Genomic DNA, 23,106 nt, shown 5'->3' on the forward strand with positions numbered 1-23,106 from the left:
ACCACGGGGTGGCGGCACAGCACAATCAACCAATTACATACATAATCGGTATCAACAAACTTGGCACACTATTGAGTTCTCAAACAACAGACACATTCGAATATTCCCGGAAACAATTCGAAAGAATTTCTTTTCCGTATTTCTTCGCTGCGATGTTTCCATCTTATTTCATTCATATTCACTTTCGCAAATCCGGATTTTCTTCCGGAATTCACTCGGTGGAATGAATCCGCCCAGCACAACGGGAAGCAATTTCTCCAATTCCACGCGGTGCGCGGCAAGAATTGCTTCTCATAAGTTGGGGGTTTGTCACCACTCAGCGGCGGCGACTCAGAAAACAATACACGCCCCCCAGCGGCCGTGCAAATCGGCCGCCGAAGGGCGTGCATACGGACCGTGAAGGTGCTAGGGAACCAGCACCTCAACAGTGGCCAGGTTCTTCTTGCCCCGGCGCAGGAGCAGGTACTGGCCGTGCAACAGTTCAGACTCGGAGATCACGGCCTCCGGATCTGACACCTTCGCGTTGTTCACGTAGGCACCTCCTTCACCAACGGTGCGCCGGGCGGCGGACTTGCTTTCCGATAGACCGGACGCCACCAGCAGGTCGACGATCCCCATCCCGTCCACCTGCACCGTGGCCGAAGGAAGTTCGGAGGTAGCCGCCTGGAGCGTTGCCTTGTCCAATGCGGCCAGGTCGCCGTTGCCGAAAAGCGCCGCTGAAGCGGCGATGACTTTTTCGGTGGCGTCCACGCCGTGCACCAGTGAGGTCACTTCGAAGGCCAGCTTCCGCTGTCCTTCCCTGGCAAAGGGACGCTCGGCCACGGAAACCGCGATCTCTTCGATCTCGGCCCGGGTGAGGAACGTGAACACCTTGAGCCGGTCCACAACGTCGGCGTCGGCGGTGTTGAGCCAGAACTGGTAGAAGGCGTACGGGCTGCACATGCCCGCGTCCAGCCAGATGGCGTTGCCCTCGCTCTTGCCGAACTTGGTTCCGTCGGAGTTGGTGATGAGGGGAGTTCCCAGGGCGTGGACGCTCTTGCCCTCCACCTTGCGGATCAGGTCGGTACCGCTGGTGAGGTTGCCCCACTGGTCCGAACCACCGGTCTGCAGCACACAGCCGTAGTCGCGGTAGAGCTGCAGGTAGTCCATGCCCTGCAGGATCTGGTAGCTGAACTCGGTGTAGCTGATGCCCTCGTCGGAGTTGAGGCGGGATGCCACGGCGTCCTTGCGCAGCATCGTTCCAACCCTGAAGTGCTTGCCCACTTCACGCAGGAAGTCGATGGCGCTCAAGGGCGCCGTCCAGTCCAGGTTGTTTACGATCCTGGCAGCGTTGTCACCCTCAAAGCTGAGGAAGCGGCTGACCTGGGCCTGCAGGTAGCCCACCCACTCCGCCACCGTGTCCTTGGTGTTCAGGGTTCGTTCAGCGGTGGGGCGGGGATCGCCGATCATACCCGTGGAGCCGCCAACGAGTCCCAGTGGCTTGTGCCCGGCCAGCTGCAGCCGCCGCATGACCAGGAGCTGGACGAGGTTTCCCAGGTGCAGGCTCGGGGCGGTGGGGTCGAAACCGCAATAGTATGTGACCGGCCCGTCGGCGAGGAGCTTCTCAAGCTCTGCTTCGTCGGTGGACACATGGACCAGCCCACGCCACTTCAGTTCCTGCCAAATGTTGGCGAAAGTGGGATCGTTGCGCTGCGGTTCGAGGTTGTTCAGTTCTGGCACGCTTCCTAAGTTAGCAGTAACGCCCGGCGCCGGGTCAGCCGGCAATCCCGGCAGGCACGGGTTGCGAGGCAATCAGCCGCAGGCGCTGTGTTGCACGTGTCATGGCTACGTACAGGTCCCCCACCTTGCCGTGCTCATGGTTGAGCATGACGGATGGTTCCAGGACCACCACGCCGTCGAACTCCAGGCCCTTGGCCTCGCGCGGGCTGATCACCACGATGTCCTGCTCGTAGCTGCCGGCGCCGGTGCCGATCCGTCGCCCATACACGGCTCGCAGTGCTGCTGTGGCCTGGGGCAGGAGGTCACCATCGGCGATCACGGCGAGCAGGCCGCCGTCGAGCGCGTCAAGTTCTTCCGGGAGGACCTCCACGAGCCGGCCGACCACCGCGCCGTTCCCTACTTCGTCGATGATGGGCGCCCAGCGCCCCTCACGAACGGCCTTCGGCGCGGAAACCACCAGGCCAGCCGCGTTGGCCATCCTGACGGCGGCTTCGGCGATCTGCGAGGGCGTGCGGTAGTTGACGGTCAGCTCCTCCAGCTGCCAGCGGTCACCGAACAGCGGAGCAAGCGCCCCCTGCCACGAGTTGGCTCCGGCCACAGAGCTGGTCTGCGCGATGTCGCCCACGATGGTGAAGGACTTCAGGGGGCAGCGCCGGACCAGGAGCCGCCACTGCATGGGTGAGAGTTCCTGTGCCTCATCCACCACGATGTGCCCGAAGGCCCAGGTGCGGTCGCTCGTTGCGCGTTCGGCAGCGGTTTGCCGCCCTTCCTGTTCCTGGTTCTGCTCGGCCAGTTCCTCCGCGGACATCAGGGGGTCCACGCCGGCGGCCTGCATGTTGACCAGGGTCTGCTTGGCGTTGGCAAGGTCGCGGGCACGGTCATGCTCCTGCTGGGCCAGTCCGCGCCCGGCGGCCGGGTCCAGCTCGCCGAGCAGTTCGGCGGCCTCGTCCAGCAGCGGCACGTCCGATTCCGTCCACGGGGCATCCGCGGGACGCTGCAGCAGCGCCCGCTGGGCCGGGGTCAGGTTGGGGGTGCAGAATTCCAGCACCTCCGGCTTGCTGAACAGATCCGAGATCAGCTTCTCCGGCGTCATGGGCATCCAGCACAGGTTCAGCGCAATCCGCACATCGCGGGCCGTCCGGACATCTTCGGCAAGGTACGAGCGGTCCGCGTTGTTGCCGAGGTTGCCGGCTTCGACGAGCTCGGTCATCTGTTCGGTCAGCTCGCGCAGCAGGATCTTCACGAACGTCACGCGTGCCTCGTTGTACGGCTTTCCGGTGGCGCGGGCACGTTCCCTTGCACGCCGGACCTGCCGGGGTGTGAGGGTGAGCTTGCGGCCGTCCACTTCAAGGATCCGGTTCTGCGCGGGGACGCGCATGCGGTTGGACACGGCGTTGGCCACGATCGCGGCCATGTCCAGGCGGCCCTTCAGGGCTGCCACGTCCGCATCAGTTTCGGGCACGGCATTGATGCCGGGCATCAGGCGGCCCACGCTGGCCATGACGACACCGGTTTCCCCGAGCGAGGGCAGCACCCGTTCGATGTACTTCATGAACGACGACGACGGCCCCACCAGGAGCACGCCGGCACTTTTGAGGCGGTCACGGTGGGTGTACAGCAGGTAGGCGGCCCGGTGCAGGGCCACGGCGGTTTTGCCGGTGCCCGGCCCGCCCTGGACCACGACGGCGCCGGAAATGGAGGACCGGATGATGCGGTCCTGTTCCGACTGGATGGTGCTGACGATGTCCGACATGCGGCCGGTCCGCTTGGAGTTCAGGGCCGCGAGCAGGGCCCCTTCGCCCTGCAGCGATTCGTCGTCGGTAAGCATCCCCGCGTCCAGGACGTCGTCCTCGATCGCCTTGACGTCCCGCCCCTGCAGGATCAGGTGCCGGCGGCGGCGGACGCCCTGCCGGTCGAAGGCCGTGGCCTGGTAGAAGTGCCCGGCCTCGGGCGCACGCCAGTCCACCATCAGCCGCTGCAGGTCCTCGGTGGTAAGCCCGATGCGGCCAATGTACTGGGCTTCACCGGAGTCCAGGTCCAGGCGGCCGAACACCAGCCGGTCATCGACGGCGTCCAGCTGGGCCAGGCGGTCCTCATACAGTGCAGCGAACGCATCACGTTCCGAAACGTTCTGCATGGTGCCCACGGCTCCGGCGCGCCGGACCTGCGCCAGCTGGCGGCGCTTTTCCTCCCGGAGTTCCTCCAGCCGGGCATACAGGCCGGCTACATACTCCCGTTCGTGGGCCAATTCGGCGTCGTGCATTAACGTTCCCCTATCGCGAAAGACAGACCGTCCATTCTACAACCATTTCCGTTAACGCTTGTGAAACGTTGCAGCCGGCAGTCAACGTGCCGGCTGCTTCCGGATCCGGGGCTTGGCAGCCTTGTATTTGGAGACGGTGGGGTCGCCGGTGAGCCAGAATCGCCAGGCGTATTCCGCCGATCCCCCGGCGCCGGCCACGCCCACCCGCGGGCCCGTACTTACCGGACCGCCGGTGCAGGAGGGAAGCTCCAGGCCGAAGGGTGGAGCCAGCGCGTCCCGGCCACTGTCCGCCGTCGTCAATCCAAGCGCTTTGGCCAGGCGGGCCGGACCGCTGGCCAGGTCGGCGGGCGTTCTCGACGTCGGACGGCGCCGTTGCGCCAGTTCAAGTCCGTCCACCACCTCCCCTGCCCGCAGCAACAGGGCGGACGCAACGCCTGCCGGGCCGCAGACAATGTTGGTGCAGTGGTGCATGCCGTAGGTGAAGTAGACGTAGAGGTGCCCGGCGGGGCCGAACATTGGCGCATTGCGGGGTGTCGGGCCCCGGTAGGTATGCGAGCCCGGGTCCGGATGGAGCGAATCCTCGGGCCCAAGGTAGGCCTCCACCTCGGTGAGCCGGATGGACACCGCGCCGTCCCGGGACTGGTGCGTCAGTACGGCGCCAAGCAGCTGCGGGGCGAGCTCGCGGGCATCTCCGGACAGGAAACTCCGGAGCGTCCCGGCGTCCGGAGCACTTTCGTTCATTGCTCGACTTTACCCGGATGCCGCCCGTTTCATCCGCCCGGCAGCCGCCCCGGCGCCGGATTCCCGCCCTCCACGGCCATGTCCGATTTCCGCTAGTACCGGCCGGGGTGGGCTGGCAGGATGGAGGAATGGACTTCTGGCAGCGCTACCGGGCAATCGATGCCCGCGACCCCCGGTTCGACGGCCAGTTCTATACCGCCGTCCGCACAACCGGGATCTACTGCCGCCCCTCCTGCCCGGCCCGCACCCCCAAGGCGTCCAACGTGACGTTTTACGAGACGTCCGCCGCGGCACACGAGGCGGGCTACCGGGCCTGCAAGCGCTGCCTGCCGGAGGCGGTGCCGGGAACCCCTGCCTGGAACGTGCGGCAGGACGTTGCGGGCCGGGCCATGCGGCTGATCAACGACGGCGTGATCAACCGGGACGGGGTGGCAGGCCTTGCGTCCCGCCTGGGGTACTCGCCGCGCCAGCTTAACCGGATCCTGGGGCAGGAACTGGGTGCCGGTCCCCTGTCGCTGGCCCGCGCTGCGAGGGCGCAGACCGCACGTACGCTGCTGGTGTCCACCTCCATGAAGCTGGCCGACATCGCCTTCGCGGCCGGCTTCAGCAGCGTGCGGCAGTTCAACGAGACCATCGCCGAGGTGTTCGACATGACCCCCACCGCACTTCGCAGGACAGTCCGGCACCCGGCCCCCGGTGGCGGCACGACGGCGCTGACCCTTGGCCTGCCCTACCGTCCGCCGTTCGATCCAAGCATCTTCTCCTTCCTTGCGGTCCGTGCCATCCCCGGCATCGAGGAGGGCACGGCCACCTCCTACGCACGGACCCTGCGGCTCCCCCACGGCGATGCGCGCTTCCAGGTGGCGTACGACGGCGGCACGCGGGCACGGCAGCTCACCCTCACCGTGGGTGCGGTGGACCTGCGGGACCTTCCGGCACTGCTGAGCCGCGTGCGGAGGCTGTTCGACCTGGACGCAGACCCCGAAGCGATCGACGGTGCCCTCACGGCCGACCCCAGGCTTGCCGCCTCCGTTGCCGGCGCTCCCGGAATGAGGATGCCGGGGGCGCTGGACCCGCAGGAACTGCTGGTGCGGGCCATGGTGGGCCAGCAGATCACGGTGGCGGCGGCCCGGACCGCACTGACCCAACTGTCCGCCGCCGGCAGTCCCAGCAGCACGGCCGGCGACGGCCTGGACAGGCTCTTCCCGACGCCGGCCCAAATAGCCGCGGCCGGCCACCTGCTGCGCGGGCCCAGGAGACGGACCGAATCGCTCCTCCAGGCGGCCTCGGCCATGGCCGCCGGAGAACTGGAGTTCGGCTATGGGGACGACCTAACCGGCCTGGGCGCCAAACTGCTGCCCTTGCCGGGGGTGGGACCATGGACCGTGGGGTACGTGGCCATGCGGGTCCTGGGCGCCCCGGACGTCTTCCTCGCCAACGACGCCGCCGTTCGGAACGGAATCCGCGCCATCGATAATGGTGACAGCGCCCTGAGCCCGGACTTCCGGGAGACCAGCCCGTGGCGCTCCTACGCCACCATGCACCTGTGGCGCGCCGCAGCACGGCCCGCACCGACAACAACCGTTCCCGCGAAAGGGATGCCATGAAAGCGCAACTGATGCAGCTGTCCACGCCTGACGGGCCCTTCACCATCCTTGCCCGGGACGGTGTGGTCCTCGCTTCGGGCTGGACGGCAGGCCTTGCAGAACTCACCGGACAGGTCCATCCCACGCTGCGGCCCGACGCCGTGGAAGAGGTGGCAAGCCTTGGCGGGATCTCGTCCGCCGTTGAAGCCTTCTACGACGGCGACCCCGCTCCCGCCATGTCAGTCCGGGTCCTGCAGCAGTCGGGCCCGTTCCGCGCCCACGCCTGGGACGTGCTGCGCCAGGTCAAACCCGGCTCACCCGTTACATACACCGAGTATGCGGCCCTCGCGGGCAACCCGCGTGCGGTCAGGGCGGCGGCCAGCGCCTGTGCCTTCAATGCAGCGGCGTTGTTCGTTCCCTGCCACCGGGTGATCCGGACCGATGGCTCGCTGGGCGGCTTCCGCTGGGGCCTGCCCATCAAGGAAAGCCTGCTGGCCCGCGAGGCTGGCCAGGACTGCTTCAGTTGAGGACGACTACTTTGGGTCGGGCATCGCCGAAGGCCAGGGCAGCAGGGCGGGAAGGTCGGTGCCGTCCCCGGCGGCGGTGGCCCGCAGGCTGTCCAGCGACGGCTTGCGCCCAGCGAGCCAGGCGGCGATATCCGTGACCATGCCGCTGACGACGACGGTGCTGCCGCCGGCGCCAAGGGCCAGCGGCGGAAGTGCTACCGGCTGCAGGACAAGCCGGGTACCGGCCGGGACGCGGGCGGCCAGGAAGTCGAAGAGGTGGGAGCAGAATTCCCTGTTCCAGGTTTCGGGTCCCGTGCCGGCATCCAGGTCCGCGGTGTGGATGACGAGCTCGCGCCATAGCGCCAGCCCCGCATCGAAGATGACGCCGTCGCGGAACGCGATGGGCGTCTGCCACTCATCCCCGTCCAGTGCGTCAAAAGCCGCCAGCGCGCGGCGCAGCGCAGCATGGACGTCCTCCCTGTGCTGCCCAAGGCTGTGCCCCGCGGCCAGATCGATGGCGCGGTTGCGGCCTTCCACGCCGCCGTCGTAAAGCTCCACCGTTTCACCGCGGCGGCCGTACTCCACCTGACGGGCCAGGGCGTCGCAGATTCCGGCGAGGTGGGCCAAAAGGTGCCCGCGGCTCCAGCCGGGAAGCGTGGACGGAGCACGTTCGCCGCCGTCGGGAATCCGGTCCAGCCCGGCAGTCAGCGCGGCGCCGGCCGTGTGCAGTTCGGCCAGGAGGCCGGCAGGAGAAGGAGAGGTCATGCGGCCAGCCTAGCCGAGCACCCAGGCGCGCCAGCTACTTATTCCAGCGGCGATCCGTCCGGCCCGACACGGTGCCGGACATGGTTGCCGTCGTTGCTGGCCTGCCAGAACTCGATCTCGACGGGCTGGAGGGCGTAGAGCTGCCAATGGGGATTGTCGCTTCCGTCGGCCCGGGGCCGCTCGTGCCAGTCCACCGCGGAAGCCTCGGCAGAAAGCTCGGCCACAGCGCCGGCCACCCGGACCTGGCGGCCCAGGCCCGGCCAGTAGAAGTTCATGGCGGCACGTGGTTCAGCGGCCAGCTCCCGGCCCTTGCGGGAGGTGCGTGACGTGGCGAAGTGCCAGCCGTCGTCGTCAATGTTCTTCAGGATCAGCATCCGCGAGGACGGCTGCTGCCCACCGCCGGATGCCGCGCCCACCGTGGCCAGGCTGAACGCGTGCGGCTGCTGCTCCCCCGCGTCCAGCGCCTCATCCAGCCACTGCTTGAACAGCAGCGCCGGGTCCTGCGGGGCGTTGTCCGGGTCGAAACCGGGCAGGCCGGAGGGGATATCGGGAAGGGTGCGAAGGAACTTGCGGAAGGTTTCGCTCATGGCTCCACCCTAGCCACAATCAGCAAGGGGCCCCGCGGAAAAACCACGGCGCCCCTTGCAGATCCGGTATTTAGCCTGCGTACGCCCGGACGTCGGCGAGCTCGGCTTCCAGTGCGGCGAGCTGGCGTTCGACGGCGGCCGGCGCCGTTCCGCCCTGGGAGTTGCGGCTGTTCAGGGAGCCTTCCGTGGACAGGACCGTGCGGACCTCGGGGGTGAGATGCTCCGAGATGGCAGCGTACTCCCCGTCCGTAAGGTCCCACAGTTCCACACCACGGGATTCCGCCTGCTTGACCGCCGCGCCGGAGAGTTCGTGCGCCTCGCGGAACGGCACGCCCTGGCGGACCAGCCATTCGGCGATGTCCGTGGCCAACGCGAAGCCCTGCGGGGCCAGCGACTGCATCCGTTCAGTGTTGAACTTGAGGGTGGCGATCATGCCGGAGACGGCCGGAAGCAGCAGCTCCAGGGTGTCGGCGGCGTCGAATACCGGTTCCTTGTCCTCCTGCAGGTCGCGGTTGTACGCAAGCGGAAGGCCCTTGAGCGTGGCCAGCAGCCCGGTGAGGTTGCCGATCAGGCGCCCTGCCTTGCCGCGGGCCAGCTCTGCCACATCCGGGTTCTTCTTCTGCGGCATGATCGAGGACCCCGTGGAGTACGAATCATGCAGCGTGACGAAGGAGAACTCCTTGGTGGCCCAGAAGATGACTTCCTCTGAGATCCGGGAGAGGTCCACGCCGATCATCGAGCAGACCCAGGCGAACTCGGCGAAGACGTCGCGGGACGCGGTGCCGTCGATCGAGTTATGCGTGGCGGAGTAGAAGCCCAGCTCAGCGGCCACTGCTTCCGGGTCGAGCCCCAGCGAGGAGCCGGCCAGGGCACCCGAACCGTACGGCGAGACGCCGGCCCGCTTGTCCCAGTCCTGCAGCCGCTGCACGTCGCGCAGCAGCGCCCAGGCGTGGGCCAGCAGGTGGTGGCTGAGCAGGACCGGCTGGGCGTGCTGCAGGTGGGTGCGGCCCGGCATGGCAACACCGTGGTGTGCCTTTGCCTGCTCCACCAGGGCATCCACTGTGGCAAGGACGCCGCGCGCGATGATCCTGGCGTGGTCGCGCAGGAACATCCGGCCCAGGGTGGCCACTTGGTCGTTGCGGGACCGGCCGGCGCGGAGCTTGCCGCCCAGTTGGGTTCCGGCCCGCTCGATCAGTCCGCGTTCCAGGGAACCATGCACGTCCTCGTCGGATTCCGCCGGCAGGTATGCCCCGGACGCCACGTCCTCGTCCAGCTGCGTGAGGGCGGCCAGCATGCCTTCGAGCTCGGCATCGTCCAGCAGTCCTGCTTTGTGCAGGACGCGGGCGTGCGCCTTGGAGCCGGCGATGTCGTAACGGGCCAGGCGCCAGTCGAAGTGCGTGGACTTGCTCAGCGCCGCGAGGGCGTCCGCGGGGCCGCCGGCAAACCGGCCGCCCCACAACGCACCCGTGTTCGTGGCTTCGGACTTGAGCTCAGCCATCCGGGCTACTTTCCTGCGACGCGGATGTCGCGGCCGGAGGCAACCTTGGCGGACATGCCCCACAGCTCGATGAAGCCCTTGGCCTGGGACTGGTCGAAGGTGTCGCCGGTGTCGTAGGTGGCCAGCGAGAAGTCGTACAGCGAGGTGTCCGAGCGGCGGCCGTTGACGATGGCCTGGCCGCCGTGCAGGGTCATGCGGATGTCGCCGGAGACGTACTTCTGGGTGTCCTCGATGAAGGCGTCCAGGGAGCGCTTCAGCGGGGAGAACCACTGGCCGTCATAGACCAGCTCGGCCCAGCGCTGGCCAACGGTGGCCTTGAAGCGGGCCTGCTCGCGCTCCACGGTGATGTCCTCGAGGTGCTTGTGCGCGGTGATCAGGGCCATGGCACCGGGGGCTTCGTAGATTTCGCGGGACTTGATGCCCACCAGGCGGTCCTCGACGACGTCGATGCGGCCCACGCCCTGGGCGCCGGCGCGGCGGTTGAGTTCCTTGATGGCCTGCAGCGGGGTGACCTTGACGCCGTCGATCGCTACCGGGACGCCGGCTTCGAAGGAGATGATGACCTCATCCGGGGCCGGCGGGAACTCCGGGGTGGCGGTGTAGTCGTAGATGTCCTTGGTGGGGGCGTTCCAGATGTCCTCGAGGTAGCCGGTTTCCACGGCGCGTCCCCAGACGTTCTGGTCGATGGAGTACGGGTTCTTCTTGGTGGTCTCGATGGGCAGTCCCTTTTCCTCGGCGAAGGCGATGGCCTTGTCGCGGGTCAGGGCGAGGTCGCGGACCGGTGCGATGCACTTCAGGTCCGGGCCCAGGGTCTGGATGCCCACCTCGAAGCGGACCTGGTCGTTGCCCTTGCCGGTGCAGCCGTGGGCCACGGTGGTGGCGCCGAATTCGCGGGCTGCCTTCACCAGGTGCTTGACGATGACCGGGCGGGAGATGGCGGACACCAGCGGGTAGTGGCCCTGGTAGAGGGCGTTGGCCTTCAGGGTGGGCACGCAGTATTCGTTGGCGAACTCGTCCGAGGCGTCCGCGACGTAGGCCTCGACGGCGCCGCAGCCCAGGGCGCGCTGGCGGATGGTTTCCAGCGATTCGCCGCCCTGTCCGACGTCCACCGCCACGGCGATGACCTCGGCACCGGTGGCTTCACCGATCCAGCCGATGGCGACGGACGTGTCCAGGCCGCCGGAGTAGGCCAGCACAATGCGTTCAGTCACTTTAGATGCTCCTTGTTGGGGTTGGTTGGTTCGTTGTCTTCAAGCTTATTGCCCGGCTTCTTCTGCCATTTGCAGGAAGCGGGCTGCCAGGTCCGGTCCGCCCAGCGGGTCGCGGGAGACCAGCAGGACGGTGTCGTCCCCGGCGATGGTGCCCAGGATGGACGGCATTACCGAATGGTCGATGGCCAGGGCCAGGAAGTTCGCGGCGCCGGGCGGAGTGCGCAGGACCGCGATGTTGGCCGAGGCTTCGGCGGTGACCAGCAGTTCGCTGCACAGCCGGGCCAGCCGGGCATCCAGGATCTCCTGCGTCACGCCGCTTTTCGCGGCCCGCTCGCCGCCTTCGCCGGGAACGGCGTAGACCAGGACGCCTTCCTTGCCGCGGACGCGGACGGCGCCCAGTTCCACCAGGTCGCGGGACAGCGTGGCCTGGGTGACCTGCACGCCGTCGTCGGCCAGCAGCGCCGCAAGCTCGGCCTGGGAACGCACGGACTGCCCGGTGAGGATGGCGGTGATGCGCGCCTGCCGGGCGGTCTTGGTGGCCGGGCTGGTGCCCGGGGAGGACGGCTGGGCGGACACTAGAACGTGCTCTCTCCGGTGCCCTCGACGGGGGAAAGGCCGTCAACGAAGGCCAGGCCCGAGCGGTGCATCAGCCAGGCCATCAGCGCCTTCTGGGCGTGCAGCCGGTTTTCCGCCTCGTCCCAGACGATGGACTGCGGGCCGTCGATGACGTCGGCGGAGATTTCGTAGCCCCGGTAGGCCGGGAGGCAGTGCAGCACGACGGCGTCATCCGCGGCGAGTGCCATGGCGTCCGAATCGACGGAGTAGTCCCGGAACAGCTGGAGCCGTGCTTCCTTCTCGGCTTCCTGCCCCATGGAGACCCACGTGTCGGTGGCCACGACGTCGGCACCCTTCAGTGCTTCCTTGGCATCGGTGGTGATGAGCACGGAACCGCCGGTTTCAGCCGCGCGCTCCTCAGCCGCGGCCACGATGTCCGCGGCCGGCAGGTAGCCCTCCGGGCCGGCGATGCGGACGTGCATGCCGGCGGTGACTCCGGCCAGCAGGTAGGAGTTGGCCATGTTGTTGGCGGCGTCGCCGAGGTAGCTCATGGTGAGTCCCTTGAGGTCGCCCTTGTGTTCCTTGACGGCCAGCAGGTCCGCCAGGAGCTGGCACGGGTGGTAGTCATCGCACAGGGCGTTGATGACGGGAACCCGTGAGTTCTCCGCCATGGCCACCAGGCCGGCGTGGGCGCCGGTGCGCCACACAATGGTGGAGACCATCCGTTCGAGCACCTTGGCGGTGTCCTCCACGGATTCCTTGTGCCCGATCTGCGCCTCGCCGGGGTTGATGACCAGGGCATTGCCGCCCATGTCCGCGATTCCGGTGGCGAATGACACCCGGGTCCGGGTGGAGGTCTTGTCGAAGATCACGGCCACGGTCTTGCGGCCGCTGCCTTCAGCGGCGAACGGCTGGACGCTGTAGGGGGCCGCCTTCATGCGGGCGGCGAGCTCCAGGACTTCCGCCTGTTCGGCGGGGCTGAGGTCGGTGTCCTTGAGGAAGTGCCGGGTTGCGGTGGTCACTGGGCGTCCTTAGCGGTCTGGAGGATTGCCGGGAATGCGGCGAGGAACGTGTCGGCCTGTGCCGTGGCGAGGATCAGCGGCGGGGCCAGGCGGATGGTCCGCGGGCCCGGGCTGTTGACGATGAAGCCTGCGTCGAGTGCCGCCTGCACGACGGCCGGTGCTACGTCGGCGTCGAGGTCGAAGCCGATCAGCAGCCCTTCACCCCGGACCTCGGTGACGCCGGGGATCGCGGCCAGTGCGGAGCGCAGGTGTTCGCCCACGGCCGTGGCGTTGGCCAGGACGTTCTGGCTTTCGAGGGCGTGGAGGGTGGCGAGGGCGGCTGCCGTGGCCACCGGGTTTCCGCCGAAGGTGGTGCCGTGCTGGCCGGCTGACAGCAAAGACGACGTCTGCCCACCCATGGTGATCAGGGCACCGATGGGGAATCCGCCGCCCAGCCCTTTGGCCAGGGTGATGGCGTCAGGGACAATCCCCGCATCCTCGCTGGCGAGCCACTTGCCGGTGCGGCCGATGCCGGTCTGGACCTCGTCCAGGATCAGCAGGGCGCCGGCTTTGCTGGTGGCCTCCCGCGCGGCCTTCAGGTAGCCCGGCGGCAGGGGGCGCACACCTGCCTCGCCCTGGATGGGCTCCAGGAACACGGCGGCCACGGTTTCGTCCACTGCTGCCTCCAGCGCAGCAATGTCGCCGAACGGGATGTGCACCACGCCACCGGGCAGCGGCTCGAAGGGCGCCCGGTAGGCCTCTTTGGCGGTCAGGGCCAGGGCGCCCATGGTCCGGCCGTGGAACGCGCCCTCGAGGGCGATGATGGTGGTCCGCTTGACCGTACCGTCGCCGGTATTGCGGCGGGCAAGTTTGAAGGCGGCCTCGTTGGCTTCGGTGCCCGAGTTGCTGAAGAACACCTTGGAGCCGGCAGGAGCGTGGGCCAGTTCCAGCAGTTTTTCGGCCAGCGCCACCTGGGTGGGGCTGGTAAAGAAGTTGGAGACGTGGCCCAGTGTGGCCAGCTGGCTGGCGATGACTGACGTCACGAAGGGGTGGGCGTGGCCCAGGGCGTTAACGGCGATCCCGCCCAGCAGGTCCAGGTATTCCTTGCCGTCGGCGTCCCACACCAGGCAGCCGGCACCGCGGACCAGGACCCGTTGCGGCGTGCCGAACACGTTCATCAGCGAACTGGAGTAGCGGGAGAGCCACTCGGAGCCTGCGTGGCCCGTGGTTTCCACCAACTCGGTGACTGAAGGCTTTTCAACCGTGTTCATCCGTTGATCTCCTCGTCCGGGACGACCTGGGTGCCGATGCCCGCCGTCGTAAATGTTTCCAGAAGCATGGAGTGGGCCAGGCGCCCGTCCACGATGTGTGCCCGTTCCACGCCCTCGTCAACGGCCTTGAGGCAGGCCGCCATCTTGGGGATCATCCCGGACTCGAGCCTGGGCAGCATCTCCCGCAGCTCCGACGCCGTGAGGGAGGAGATCAGGGAAGTCTTGTCCGGCCAGTTGGCGTAGAGGCCTTCGACGTCGGTGAGGATCACCAGCTTCGAAGCGCCCAGCGCCGAGGCGACGGCGGCCGCTGCGGTGTCCGCGTTGACGTTCAGGACCTGGCCCGTGGGCTGGAACCGCGCGGTCCCCGCCACGCTTTCTCCGCCGTCGACAATTTCCGGGGCCACCGTGGAGATCACGGGGATGCGGCCGGCGTCGAGGATGTCCACGATGCCGGCGGGGTCGACGCCCACCACCTCGCCCACCAGCCCGAGGTCCACCTCTTCGCCGTCCACCACGGTGCCGGTGCGGACAGCGCGCAGCAGCCCGCCGTCTTCACCTGACATGCCCACGGCGTAGGGCCCGTGGGAGTTGATCAGGCCCACCAGTTCGCGTCCCACCTGGCCGGTGAGGACCATGCGGACCACATCCATGGCCTCGGGCGTGGTGACCCGGAGGCCGCCCTTGAACTCGGATTCGATGCCCAGCCGGCCCAGCATGGAGTTGATCTGCGGGCCGCCGCCGTGGACCACCACGGGGTGGATGCCCACATGGTGGAGGAAGACGATGTCTTCGGCGAAGGCGCGGCGGAGTTCGTCGTTCACCATGGCATTGCCGCCGTACTTGATCACCATGGTGGTGCCGGCAAACCGCTGGATCCAGGGCAGCGCCTCGATCAGGGTTGCCGCCTTGTCCTGGGCAGCGGACATGCTGGTGGTTTCACGCGTTTGGGTGTTCATGTTGTCACTTTCCGCAGCGGTTCATGCCTTGGCGGGCAATGGCTGGAGGGGCCCCTAGCTGGAGTAGGCGCTGTTCTCGTGCACGTAGTCATGGGTGAGGTCGTTGGTCCAGATGGTGGCCTCGGCATCGCCTGCCTGCAGGTCGATTTCCACCAGGACTTCGCGCGGCTCCAGGTCCACCAGGCTGCGGTCGTCGCCGATGCTGCCGTTGCGGCAGATCTGGACGCCGTTCATGGCCACGTTGAGCTGGTCCGGCTCAAAGGCGGCGTCCGTGGTGCCCACCGCGGAGAGCACGCGGCCCCAGTTGGGATCCTTGCCGAAAATGGCCGCTTTGAACAGGTTGGAGCGGGCCACGGAGCGGCTGACGGTTTCGGCGTCCGCTTCGCTGGCGGCGTTGAACGTGCGGATGGCGATGTCGTGGCTGGCGCCCTCGGCATCGGCGATCAGTTTGCGGGCCAGCTCGGCGCAGACCTTGGTCAGCCCGGCACCGAAATCCTCGGCCGAGGGCACAGCCGCGGAAGCGCCGGAAGCCAGCAGGACAACCGTGTCGTTGGTGGACATGCAGCCGTCGGAGTCGGCGCGGTCGAACGTAACCCGCGTGGCGTCGCGGAGGACGACGTCGAGCATTTCGGGCTGCACCACGGCATCCGTGGTGAGGACCACCAGCATGGTGGCCAGGCCGGGGGCCAGCATGCCGGCGCCCTTGGCGATGCCGCCGATGCTGAATTCCTGGCCGTCGGCGTCGGTGCCGATGAAGAGGGCCGACTTGGGCACGCTGTCGGTGGTCATGATGGCCGTGCCGGCGTCCGGTCCCCCGTCGGTGCTGAGTGCTGCTGCAGCGGCCTCGACGCCCGGCAGGATCTTGTCCATGGGCAGCTGCTCGCCAATCAGGCCGGTGGAGCAGACGAACACGTCGGTGGCTGAGATGCCCAGGACCTCGGCCACTTTCTCCGCGGTGCTGTGGGTGTTCTGGAAGCCCGTGGGACCGGTGCAGGCGTTGGCCCCGCCGGAGTTGAGGATGACGGCATCCACGCGGCCGTCCGAGACCACCTGGCGTGACCAGTGCACGGGGGCTGCGGCCACGCGGTTGCTGGTGAACACGGCGGCGGCGGCTTTGGATGGTCCGTCGTTGACGACCAGGGCGAGGTCCGGGTTGCCGGAGGCCTTGAGTCCGGCGGTGACGCCTGCTGCCCGGAATCCCTGGGGGGTGGTGATGGTCACGGAGCTACTCCCTGCAGGTTGAGGCCGGCGGTTTCGGGCAGGCCGAGTGCGATGTTCATGGACTGCACGGCTCCGCCGGCAGTGCCCTTGGTCAGGTTGTCGATCACGCAGGTGACGACCACCCGTCCCGTGTGGGCGTCGAAGGCCAGCTGCATGGCTGCGTGGTTGGAACCCTGGACCGATTTGGTCCCGGGCCACTGGCCCTCGGACAGCACGTGGACGAACGGCTCGTCGTCGTACGCTTCGGTCCATGCCTGCCGCAGCTGCGCTGCGGTGGTGCCGGCCTTGACCTTGGCAGTGGCGGTGGTCAGGATGCCGCGGCTCATGGGAGCAAGGGTGGGCGTGAAGGAAACGCTGACTTTTTCCCCTGCCGCGTTGGAGAGGCCCTGCTCGATCTCGGGGGTGTGCCGGTGTCCACCGCCCACGCCGTAGGGACTCATGGAGCCCATGACTTCAGCTCCGATCAGGTTGACCTTGGCGGCCTTGCCCGCGCCCGAGGTGCCGGAGGCGGAAACGATCACGACGTCGTCGGGCTCCAGCAGGTGCGCAGCGAAGCCGGGGGTCAGCGCCAGGAGGGCGGACGTTGGGTAGCAGCCGGGAACGGCGATGCGCTTGGCGCCCTTGAGGGCTTCCCGCTGGCCGGGCAGCTCCGGGAGTCCGTAGGGCCAGGTGCCGGCATGGGGCGAGCCGTAGAACTTCTCCCACGCGGCGGGGTCTTCAAGGCGATGGTCGGCGCCGGCGTCGATGACGACTGTCCCTTCGGGAAGCTGGGCGGCGATCTCGGCGGAAGCACCGTGCGGCAGCGCCAGGAAGACGACATCGTGGCCGGAGAGGTTCTCCACCGTGGTGTCTTCAAGGATGCGGCTGGCCAGTCCATGCAGGTGCGGCTGCAGTTCGCCGAGGCGGGACCCGGCATTGCTGTGCGCTGTGATGGCACCGATGGTCACACCGGGGTGTCCGGCCAGAAGGCGAAGGACCTCTCCCCCGGCGTAGCCGCTGGCACCCGAAACCGCAACAGAAATAGTCATGCTCCGACTATACAGCAATAGTTATGCATTGATGCCGATATTTATGCATGGCCGTCCTTGAGGCCTGCGGTGACGCCGGGACTTGCCGTGCCGGTCTGCGGTGTCCCTAGGATGGTCTCGGCAGCCGGGGCCGGAAACGCCGGGACCCGCGAAAGGAGAGCCATGACGCATGCAATCGTCGCACGGCAGGCAGGCGGACCGGAAGTCCTTGACTACGCCGAGGTTCAAACACCCGCTCCGGGGCCGGGCCAGGTGCTCTTCAAAGTCGGGGCGGCCGGCGTCAACTTCATCGACACCTACAAGCGCAGTCGGACCTACAAAGTCCAGTACCCCTTCACCCCCGGCACGGAAGCCGCAGGGACGGTGGAAGCCGTGGGCGAAGGCGTCACCGGCTTCTCCGTGGGCGACCGGATAGCCACGGCCGAGGGCCTGAACTGCTACGCGGACTACGCCCTGGTGGATGAGGACGCCGCACTGCCGGTACCGAAAGGCCTGGATGTCTTTACCGCCGCCGCCCTTCCCCTCCAGGGCATCACCGCGCACTACCTGGTCAATTCCACCTTCAAGGTGGAATCCGGGCACACCGTACTGCTGCACGCCGGGGCCGGCGGGGTTGGACTGCTGCTCATCCAGCTGCTCAAGGCAAAGGGCGCCCGGGTCATCACCACCGTGTCCAATGACGGGAAAAAGGCCCTCGCCCTTGAGGCCGGCGCGGACCATGTGCTGCGCTACGAAGGTTTTCCGCACCACGTGCGCGAGCTCACCGGTGGCAAGGGCGTGGACGTGGTGTACGACGGCGTGGGTAAGGATACGTTCGACGGCTCCCTTAACGCCCTTGGTGTCCGGGGAATGCTGGTGCTGTTCGGCGCAGCCTCCGGCCCGGTCCCGCCATTTGACCCGCAGCGCCTCAACGCCGGGGGTTCCCTGTTCCTCACCCGGCCCACCATGGGCCACTACCTGCGGGATGCCGCGGAGCGGCGCTGGCGCTCCGACGAGGTCTTTGCAGCGGCCGCCGGCGGGAGCCTGAAGGTCCGCATCGGGGCCCGCTACCCGTTGAGCCAGGCCTGGCAGGCACACCGCGACCTTGAGGGCCGGAAAACCACCGGAAAGGTTCTCCTGGTGCCGTAGGAAACCCCGCTTCGCCGGATAATGAAGAAGTCCCCGCGCCCATTCAAGGGTGCGGGGACTTCCGTGGTTCAGGAGTTTGTCCTGCTTAGCGCTGGACGGCTCCGAACCGTTCCGCGGCCAGGGCAACTGCCTGCTCACGCGCGGCCGAGGCTTCGTCAGCGGTGAGGGTGCGGTCAGCGGCGCGGAAGCGGAGGCCGAAGGCCAGCGACTTCTTGCCCTCCTCGATGCCCTTGCCTGCGTAGACATCGAACAGCGCGACGTCCTCCAGCAGCTCACCGGCGCCTTCACGCAGCGCACCAAGGACCTCGTCCGCGGGCACGTCGGCGGGAACAACGAGTGCAACGTCCTGCGTCGCCACCGGGAACGTGGAGATGTGGCGGGCCACGATCACATCCGGTGCCGCCTCAAACAGGGCGTCGGCATTGAGTTCAAGTGCCACCGAACGGGCCGGCATGTCCGAGGCCGCCAGCAGCTTGGGGTGCAGTTCGCCCGCGTACCCCACGGTCTCTCCCGTCCGCAGTGCGAGCCGGGCGGTGCGGCCGGGATGGAACGCCTGGTGGCTGCCCTGCGTGACCACAAGGTCGACGCCGAGGACGTCGCCCGCAAGGCGGGCAACATCCAGCGCGTCGGCCCAGTCCCACGTCCGCGGAGTATGGCCGGCAGCAGCCGGGGAATCGTGGCCGGTGAGGATGGCGGCCACATGGAACGGCTGGTCCGGGACGCCGTCGTACAGTGCGTCGAGCACCTCGTCGGCGGGCTTGGCGCCCAGCGGCGGGATGGAGGCAGTGCCCACGGTCCCGGCGGGAAGGAACACCAGGCCCGATTCGAACAGGGCGAGGTCGCGGAAGCCGCGCGAGTGGTTGCGCTTGGCCACCTCGATCAGCCCCGGCAGGATGGACGTGCGCAGGTAGCCCTGTTCCTCGCTGATGGGGTTGGCCAGCTTGACCGCGCTCCGCTGGGCACCCTGCTCGGCGACGCCAAAGGTGTCGTTGGCGGCCTTGGACACGAACGGGTAGGACAGCACCTCGGTCAGGCCGGCGTCGGCCAGCGACTGGATCAGGCGCCGGCGCTGCTGCTGGATCCGGGTGAGTCCGCGCCCCGGAGGGGCCACCGGCAGGGTGGCCGGGATCTTGTCGTAGCCCACCAGCCGTGCGATTTCCTCGGTCAGGTCTTCCTTGGTCTCCAGGTCGCTGCGCCACGTGGGCGGCGTAACGCTCCAGCCGCCGTCGTTCTTCTCCACGACGGCGCCCAGGTCCTCCAGGGAGGTGACGATCTGCTCTTCGGTGAAGTCAATGCCGATGCGGGCGGCGGCGAAGCCGGCGGGCAGCCCGATGGTGATGGTTTCCGGAGCCGTGCCCACGTCGGTTCCGGGTTCGTCGGCGGTGCCGCCGGCCAGTTCCACCAGGAGGTCCACCACGCGCTGGGCGGCGACGCCCGCCACCTGCCAGTCAACCCCGCGCTCGAAGCGCTTGGACGCCTCGGAGGGCAGCTTGTGCCGGCGACGCGACCGCCCAATGGACACCTCGTCGAAGTGCGCTGCTTCGACGAGGACGTTCGACGTCGAGTCACTCACCTCAGTGGCGGCGCCGCCCATGACGCCCGCAATGCCGATGGCGCCCGAATTGTCGGTGATCAGCAGGTCCTCGGCGTCAAGGGTGCGCTCCTTGCCGTCCAGCGTGGTGATCTTCTCGCCTGCGGAGGCACGCCGCACCACGATGTCGCCGGACAGCTTGTCCAGGTCGTAGCAGTGCGTGGGCTGGCCCAGCTCGAGCATGACGTAATTGGAGATGTCCACCGGCAGGGAGATGGAGCGGATGCCTGCCAGCCGGAGCCGGGACACCATCCACGGCGGGGTGGGGCGGGTAGCGTCAACGCCGCGCACGGTGCGTGCCACGAAGCGGTCGCAGCCGGGCTTGCCGTAAATGGGGGCGTCGTCGTTGAGTTTGACGCCGTAACCCCCGGACAGCTCTGCCGGGGCGTCGACCTTCGCGGCAGGGTCCGTGAAGGCGGTGCCGGTGGCGTGGGCGTACTCGCGGGCAACCCCGCGGATGGAGAAGGCGTACCCGCGGTCCGGGGTGACGTTGATTTCCGCGGCCTGGTCATAGAGGCCCAGCAGTTCCATGGCGTCGGTGCCCACTTCCGGGTCCAGCCCGATGCGGGACAGCACCAGGATGCCGTCGTGGTCCTCGCCGATGCCCAGTTCGCGGACTGAGGCGATCATGCCGGCGGACAGGTGGCCGTAGGTCTTGCGGGCCGAAATGTGGAAGTCGCCGGGCAGCACGGCACCCGGAAGCGTGACCACCACTTTGTCGCCCTCAACGAAGTTGTGGGCGCCGCAGATGATGCCCTGGACGCCGGAGGGGTCAATGCCGTCCCCGGTGAGGGTCTGCTCCTGCCCCTCGGGGACAACGCGGACCTGGCACCAGTTGATGGTCTTGCCGTTGGTCTGGGGTTCCTTGACCAGGCTCAGGACCTGGCCCACCACGACAGGGCCCCTCAGCGTGTCCGTGGGGCGGTGGACCGCTTCTTCCTCGAAGCCCACCTTGACCAGTTCGGCCATGACGTCTTCGGCCGTTGCATCGGCCGGTACGGCCGCGAATTCACGCAGCCAGGAAAGTGGGATACGCACTGTTAGATCTCCATCCCGAAGTGCTCGCTGAACCGTACATCGCCTTCGATCATGTCGCGCATGTCCCCCACCTCGTTGCGGAACATGAGGGTGCGCTCGATGCCCATGCCGAAGGCAAAACCTGAATAGACGTCCGGGTCGATGCCGGCGGCGCGCAGGACGTTGGGGTTGACCATGCCGCAGCCGCCCCACTCGATCCACGCCGGGCCGCCCTTGGCCCCGGGATGGAAGATGTCCAGTTCGGCGGACGGCTCCGTGAACGGGAAGTAGTTGGGGCGCAGCCGGATCTGGGCTTCATCGCCGAACATCTGCCGGGCGAAGTGCTCAAGGGTGCCGCGCAGGTCCGCCATGCTGAGGTTCCTGTCGATGGCCAGGCCCTCGAACTGGTGGAACACCGGGGTGTGGGTGGCGTCCAGTTCATCCGTGCGGAACACTTTGCCCGGGCACAGCACGTAGATGGGAACCTCGCGTTCCAGCATGGACCGGACCTGCACCGGGGAGGTGTGGGTCCGCATCAGCAGGTGGGCTTCAGGCGGTTCCACGAAGAAGGTGTCCTGCATTTCGCGGGCAGGGTGGTCCGGCTTGAAGTTCAGGGCGTCGAAGTTGAACCACTCGGATTCCACCTCGGGGCCTTCGGCGATTTCCCAGCCCATGCCCACGAAGATGTCCGCCACGCGGTCCTGCAGCGTGGAGAGCGGGTGGCGGGCACCTGCATGACGGCGGCGCGGAGCGGCGGTGACGTCCACAGTTTCCTCGACCAGGATCCTGGCGTCGTTCTCGGCTTCCAGTACCGCCGTGCGGTCGGCGAGCGCCTTGTTGACCCGGCCGCGGGAGGCGCCCATCAGCTTCCCGGCGAGCGCCTTCTGGTCCTTGGGCAGGCGGCCAATCTCACGGTTGGCTAGGCTCAGCGGGGACTTCTCGCCGCTGTGGGCAAGGCGCACCGCCTTCAGCTCGTCAAGGGTGGCCGCACCGGCGATGGCGGTGATGGCCTGATCTACAGCGGCGTTGATGGCGGCCTCATCCGTGGGGTTCGGGATGGCGGCGCCCGGCAAAGTTTCAGTCATCTACTGTTCTTAGCTACGAGTCGTGGCTGCCGGCGGCCGGGGCAGCCGTTGGCGGTTTCCCGCCCGGCGCGTCCGTCGCTGGCAGGTCATGGATGAATGCGCTGAACGTCAGTGTCATTCAATGACCAGGTCAGGGCTCGCCGGCAGGACCGGCGGCCACTGCCCTCCAGTCTAGTTGAACCCTCCGGCTACCATGGCCTCATGACTTTGCGGCAGCGCGCGGGTACCTTTCACGGCCGGACGACGGCCCAGCGGCTCAGGCGGGCAGCGAACCTCCTGAACGGGAGCACCCTGGCCGGGCTCGCCGTCGCGCTCGCCGCCAGGACGCAGATCAGCCGGGGCCCCCGCGGCCTGATCATAGCCGCAGGCTACCGCTGGCGGTTGCCGTTCGCGCACGCCTACACCCTTGGGAACGTCGTGCTGTGCCGGAGCACGGCCGGTGAACTGCTGTCCCGGCCCGCACTCCTGGGACACGAGGAAGGGCACTGCACCCAGTACGCGTGGTGCCTCGGATTGCCCTTCATCCCCCTGTACCTGGCAGCCGCCGGCTGGTCGGTGCTGCGCACCGGAAATCCGGGAACGGGCAACATCTTTGAGCGCCGGGCAGGGCTGGCGGCCGGCGGCTACCCGCCCACTGCGTCGAGGCGCGCGTGATGGGCCCGGAAGCCCCCGCGCACGGGAATGCGCGAACAGTCACCGCCACGGGCACGGGATGGGCGGAGGCACCCCCTGACCTGATGCTGGTTTCGGTGGGCGTCGAGTGCCGTGCCGGATCGGTGGAGGAGGCGTATGCGGCGGCCGCGGAAGGCCTGGCCATGATGGGCTCGGTCCTCCGCGGCCACGGTGTTGCACCGGCCGATATCCGCTCGGCGGGGATGAGCGTCCGCGCCGACCTCGCCTGGCGGGACGGCGAGGGCCAAAAGCTCGTGGGGTACGTGGCGGCCAGCAGCGTCACGGTCCGGCTCAGGGACATCGCCACCGCGTCCGCCACCATCTCCGCGGCCGTCGACGCGGCCGGGGATTCCGCCCGGCTGAACACCCTGCAATTGGTCCTTTCGGACGACACCGCCGTCCGGGCTGAGGCCCGGGAAGCCGCCTGGCACGACGCACTCCGCACTGCCGGGCAGTACGCAGCGTTGGCCTCCGCCGCCTGGGACCGGTGTTGTCCGTGACGGACCAGCGCCCGGCGCCGGGCCCGGTTCCCCTGGCGGGCATGCAGCGGGCCTCTGCTCCGGAGGGCATGACGGTGGAACCGGGCGCAAACCGGGTGGAGGCAACCGTGACCGCCACGTGGGCCCTGGAGCAGTAGGCCGCCCCTTCCACCGGCCGGTACCTCTGGGCGACCGGCTGGTATCAGCGCGCGGCGCCTTGACTTCC

The 23,106-nt window shown here is 67.9% G+C and carries 22 protein-coding genes; 7 read left to right on the top strand and 15 right to left on the bottom strand.

From position 1 onward, the window contains the following. The coding region (locus tag FB478_RS21235) for a hypothetical protein (RefSeq protein ID WP_222430062.1) at positions 1–227 on the top strand (227 nt) is incomplete at its 5' end. Positions 228–405: 178 nt separating this feature from the next. Here FB478_RS21235 and tyrS read toward each other — a convergent pair. The 3 genes from tyrS to FB478_RS09775 form a co-directional block, all read right to left on the bottom strand. Continuing rightward, the gene (gene tyrS, locus FB478_RS09765; protein ID WP_056391308.1) at positions 406–1,719 is read right to left on the bottom strand and encodes a tyrosine--tRNA ligase; all 1,314 of its coding nucleotides are present in this window, start codon (positions 1,717–1,719) and stop codon (positions 406–408) included. 34 nt (positions 1,720–1,753) lie between these two features. Further along, positions 1,754–3,982 carry an AAA family ATPase gene (locus FB478_RS09770; protein ID WP_018771550.1) on the bottom strand — a complete coding sequence of 743 codons (2,229 nt, stop codon included), beginning with the start codon at positions 3,980–3,982 and terminating at the stop codon, positions 1,754–1,756. 81 nt (positions 3,983–4,063) lie between these two features. Beyond that, entirely contained in the window at positions 4,064–4,723 is a 660-nt protein-coding gene (locus FB478_RS09775; protein ID WP_018771551.1) for a DNA-3-methyladenine glycosylase, read from the bottom strand. A 128-nt stretch (positions 4,724–4,851) separates the two neighbouring features. On the opposite strand from FB478_RS09775, the gene FB478_RS09780 reads away from it, so the two are divergent. Then, on the top strand, positions 4,852–6,330 hold the full coding sequence (locus FB478_RS09780) for an AlkA N-terminal domain-containing protein (RefSeq protein WP_056391311.1): 1,479 nt from the start codon (positions 4,852–4,854) through the stop codon (positions 6,328–6,330). Next, a complete protein-coding gene (locus FB478_RS09785) occupies positions 6,327–6,836 on the top strand; it encodes a methylated-DNA--[protein]-cysteine S-methyltransferase (protein WP_018771553.1) in 510 nt (169 codons plus the stop codon). Before FB478_RS09780 ends, FB478_RS09785 begins: the two co-directional genes overlap by 4 nt. A gap of 6 nt (positions 6,837–6,842) precedes the next feature. Here FB478_RS09785 and FB478_RS09790 read toward each other — a convergent pair whose 3' ends face one another. From FB478_RS09790 to argC, 10 genes are all read right to left on the bottom strand, one after another. Continuing rightward, entirely contained in the window at positions 6,843–7,580 is a 738-nt protein-coding gene (locus FB478_RS09790) for a maleylpyruvate isomerase family mycothiol-dependent enzyme (RefSeq protein ID WP_056391314.1), read from the bottom strand. A gap of 38 nt (positions 7,581–7,618) precedes the next feature. Then, positions 7,619–8,167, bottom strand: coding sequence for a pyridoxal 5'-phosphate synthase (locus tag FB478_RS09795; RefSeq protein ID WP_144600328.1), 549 nt, complete (start codon positions 8,165–8,167; stop codon positions 7,619–7,621). A 70-nt stretch (positions 8,168–8,237) separates the two neighbouring features. Continuing rightward, positions 8,238–9,665, bottom strand: a complete 1,428-nt coding sequence (gene argH / locus FB478_RS09800) for an argininosuccinate lyase (protein ID WP_056391319.1) — start codon at positions 9,663–9,665, stop codon at positions 8,238–8,240. A 5-nt stretch (positions 9,666–9,670) separates the two neighbouring features. Next, on the bottom strand, positions 9,671–10,876 hold the full coding sequence (locus FB478_RS09805) for an argininosuccinate synthase (protein WP_018771557.1): 1,206 nt from the start codon (positions 10,874–10,876) through the stop codon (positions 9,671–9,673). A 45-nt stretch (positions 10,877–10,921) separates the two neighbouring features. After that, positions 10,922–11,452 (bottom strand): arginine repressor, encoded by a 531-nt coding sequence (locus tag FB478_RS09810; RefSeq protein WP_018771558.1) that lies wholly within the window; start codon positions 11,450–11,452, stop codon positions 10,922–10,924. Continuing rightward, positions 11,452–12,453: an ornithine carbamoyltransferase gene (argF, locus tag FB478_RS09815; RefSeq protein ID WP_018771559.1), complete on the bottom strand. Its 1,002-nt coding sequence runs from the start codon at positions 12,451–12,453 to the stop codon at positions 11,452–11,454. Before argF ends, FB478_RS09810 begins: the two co-directional genes overlap by 1 nt. Then, entirely contained in the window at positions 12,450–13,703 is a 1,254-nt protein-coding gene (locus FB478_RS09820) for an acetylornithine transaminase (RefSeq protein ID WP_144600329.1), read from the bottom strand. The genes argF and FB478_RS09820 overlap by 4 nt, the downstream gene beginning before the upstream one ends. Next, positions 13,700–14,659: an acetylglutamate kinase gene (argB, locus tag FB478_RS09825; RefSeq protein WP_018771561.1), complete on the bottom strand. Its 960-nt coding sequence runs from the start codon at positions 14,657–14,659 to the stop codon at positions 13,700–13,702. Before argB ends, FB478_RS09820 begins: the two co-directional genes overlap by 4 nt. Positions 14,660–14,713: 54 nt before the next feature. Further along, positions 14,714–15,880, bottom strand: a complete 1,167-nt coding sequence (argJ, locus tag FB478_RS09830) for a bifunctional glutamate N-acetyltransferase/amino-acid acetyltransferase ArgJ (RefSeq protein WP_056391324.1) — start codon at positions 15,878–15,880, stop codon at positions 14,714–14,716. Continuing rightward, the gene (gene argC / locus FB478_RS09835; RefSeq protein ID WP_056391327.1) at positions 15,877–16,908 is read right to left on the bottom strand and encodes an N-acetyl-gamma-glutamyl-phosphate reductase; all 1,032 of its coding nucleotides are present in this window, start codon (positions 16,906–16,908) and stop codon (positions 15,877–15,879) included. Before argC ends, argJ begins: the two co-directional genes overlap by 4 nt. A gap of 162 nt (positions 16,909–17,070) precedes the next feature. Here argC and FB478_RS09840 point away from each other — a divergent pair, with 162 nt between their 5' ends. Then, positions 17,071–18,036 carry a quinone oxidoreductase gene (locus FB478_RS09840; RefSeq protein WP_144600330.1) on the top strand — a complete coding sequence of 322 codons (966 nt, stop codon included), beginning with the start codon at positions 17,071–17,073 and terminating at the stop codon, positions 18,034–18,036. Between the two features lie 85 nt (positions 18,037–18,121). On the opposite strand, the gene pheT is transcribed toward FB478_RS09840, so the two are convergent. Together pheT and pheS are read right to left on the bottom strand one after the other, a co-directional pair. Continuing rightward, positions 18,122–20,665 (bottom strand): phenylalanine--tRNA ligase subunit beta, encoded by a 2,544-nt coding sequence (pheT, locus tag FB478_RS09845; RefSeq protein WP_056390878.1) that lies wholly within the window; start codon positions 20,663–20,665, stop codon positions 18,122–18,124. A gap of 2 nt (positions 20,666–20,667) precedes the next feature. Then, a complete protein-coding gene (gene pheS, locus FB478_RS09850; protein ID WP_144600331.1) occupies positions 20,668–21,729 on the bottom strand; it encodes a phenylalanine--tRNA ligase subunit alpha in 1,062 nt (353 codons plus the stop codon). A 201-nt stretch (positions 21,730–21,930) separates the two neighbouring features. On the opposite strand from pheS, the gene FB478_RS09855 reads away from it, so the two are divergent. The 3 genes from FB478_RS09855 to FB478_RS21480 are packed head-to-tail and all read left to right on the top strand — an operon-like array spanning position 21,931 to position 23,038. Then, complete coding sequence (locus tag FB478_RS09855) at positions 21,931–22,383, top strand: hypothetical protein (protein WP_144600332.1); 453 nt, start codon at positions 21,931–21,933, stop codon at positions 22,381–22,383. Beyond that, positions 22,383–22,901 (top strand): SIMPL domain-containing protein, encoded by a 519-nt coding sequence (locus FB478_RS09860; protein WP_315898339.1) that lies wholly within the window; start codon positions 22,383–22,385, stop codon positions 22,899–22,901. Before FB478_RS09855 ends, FB478_RS09860 begins: the two co-directional genes overlap by 1 nt. Then, the gene (locus FB478_RS21480) at positions 22,898–23,038 is read left to right on the top strand and encodes a hypothetical protein (protein WP_315898340.1); all 141 of its coding nucleotides are present in this window, start codon (positions 22,898–22,900) and stop codon (positions 23,036–23,038) included. Before FB478_RS09860 ends, FB478_RS21480 begins: the two co-directional genes overlap by 4 nt. Positions 23,039–23,106 lie beyond the last annotated feature (68 nt).

Origin of the sequence: Arthrobacter sp. AG367, assembly GCF_007828995.1 — a bacterium.
Taxonomy (GTDB): domain Bacteria; phylum Actinomycetota; class Actinomycetes; order Actinomycetales; family Micrococcaceae; genus Arthrobacter.